The following is a 2,437-nucleotide window of genomic DNA, read 5'->3' as shown; positions in this document are numbered from 1 at the left end:
CAGCTTCATCAGTTACATCTCCCGTTAGAGTAACATCAGATATATCAGCATCACATTCTAAAGTTACATTAGCTGGAACCGTAAATGTTGGAGCCGTTGTATCTTGAACAGTAATCGTTTGAACTAAAGTTGTTGTGTTATCACAGTCGTCAGTTAACGTCCAAGTTCTAGTGATGATTGACGAATTTGGACAATCACCTTGGGCAACATCATCAGTAAATGTAGCTTCTAAACCTGTTGAACAGTTATCAGCTTCATCAGTCACATCACCTGTTAACACAATGTCATTAATATCGTCATCACACTCCAAGGTTACATCAGCTGGAACCGTAAATGTTGGAGCCGTTGTATCTTGAACAGTAATCGTTTGAACTAAAGTTGTTGTGTTTCCACAGTCATCAGCTAAAGTCCAAGTTCTCGTAATTACCGACTCGCTAGCACATGAACCGTTAGCAACAGTATCTATATAAGTAGCCTCTAAAAGCCCTGAACAAACATCTGTTTCATCAGTAACATCTCCAGTAAGTGATAAATCTGAAGGATCTTGATCACATTCTAAAGTTACATCAGCTGGAACCGTAAATGTTGGAGGCGTTGTATCTTCAATTGTTAAAGTTGATTGAAGAGAAGCAGAGTTACCACATTCATCTGAAACCGTATACGTTACAGTAATACTTCCACTTAGACCACATGTCTCTACAAAGTTTGTATAGTTGTAATCTGAAGTTACAGTAATACCTAAATCATCAGCACAAGTCTGAAGTGCAACGATATTATTTTCATTCCAATCATTCGCTAATGTTTCATTTTCGTCACCAGAGCATTCTAAGGTAACGTCTTGAACATCACAATTTGATAAATCAGGAATCGTTTCATCTCCAAAAGTTAGTACAGCTGAAAGTGTCGTTTCATTGCCACAATCGTCAGTAATAGTATAGGTTACACTTATAGTTCCACAAGGACCACAAGTTGTATTTAAATTATTAAAATCATAATCCGAAGTAACTTGACCTGTGAAATCTGTATCACAAGAATCGACAGCGCAAGTTTCAAGAGCAGCGATGTTTGCAGCATTCCAAGCGTCGGCAAGCGATTCGTTTTCAGTATCAGAACATTCTAATTGCGTATTTTCTACTGTACAATTTGAAAGATCTGGTGCAATAGTATCTTCTAACGTTAATGTTGCGTTTAGCGTGGTTGAGTTACCACAGTCATCAGTAATTGTATAAACAACATCAATAGTTCCACCTTGACCACAAGTAGTCACTAAATTGGTATAAGCATAATTTGAAGTTACTTGACCAGTGAAATCTGTATCGCAAGTGTCCACACCACAAGATTCTAAGGCAGCGATGTTAGCTGCATTCCAATCATTAGCTAATTGTTCGTTATCATCACCAGAACACTCAATAGATGTGTCAGTCACGGCACAGTTATCAAGATTAGGAGGTGTTGTGTCTTCTAAAGTTAAGGTCACATTTAAAGTTGCAGCATTACCGCAATCGTCTGTGATTGTATAAACAACATCAATGGTTCCACCTTGACCACAAGTAGACACCAAATTAGAATAATCATAATCCGAAGTTACTTGAATATTTAAATCTGTATCACAAGAATCAGAAGCACAAGACTCTAGAGCAGCGATATTGGCTGCATTCCAATCATTAGCTAATTGTTCATTATCATCACCAGAACACTCAATAGATGCATCAGTTACGGCACAATTATCAAGGCTAGGAGGTGTTGTGTCTTCTAAAGTCAATGTCACATTTAAAGTTGAAGCATTACCACAGTCGTCTGTAATTATATAAACAACAGCAATAGTTCCACCTTGACCACAAGTAGACACCAAATTAGAATAATCATAATCTGAAGTTACTTGAGTATTTAAATCTGTATCACAAGAATCAGAAGCGCAAGACTCAAGGGCAGCGATATTGGCTGCATTCCAATCATTAGCTAATTGTTCATTATCGTCACCAGAACACTCAATAGAAGCGTTGGTTACATCACAGCTATCAAGATTAGGAGGTGTTGTATCTTCTAAAGTCAAAGTTGCACTTAACGTAGTAGCATTACCACAGTCGTCAGTAATTGTATAGATTACAGTAATTGTTCCACCTAGACCACATGTAGATACTAAATTGGTATAAGCATAATCTGAAGTTACTGTAATACCAAGGTCGTCAGCACATGTTTCTAGAGCAGTAATATTTCCAGCATTCCAGTCGTTAGCTAACTGTTCATTGTCAGCACCAGAACATTCAATAGATTCATCAGTTACAGAGCAATTAGATACATCAGGAATTGTTCCATCATCAAAAGTTAAGGTTGCAACAACTGTTGAGGTATTGCCACAGTCATCAGCAATAGTGTAAGTAACATTTAATGTACCACAAGGACCACAAGTTGTATTTAAGTTATTAAAGTCATAATC

At 37.3% G+C, this 2,437-nt stretch carries 1 pseudogene; it reads right to left on the bottom strand.

The window, feature by feature from the left end:
• A pseudogene (locus Q0787_RS19220) lies at nucleotides 1-2,437 on the bottom strand (gliding motility-associated C-terminal domain-containing protein); the annotation flags it as partial.

Origin of the sequence: uncultured Psychroserpens sp., assembly GCF_947492715.1 — a bacterium.
Lineage (GTDB): Bacteria > Bacteroidota > Bacteroidia > Flavobacteriales > Flavobacteriaceae > Psychroserpens.
This window is presented reverse-complemented; position numbering and strand designations above follow the sequence as displayed.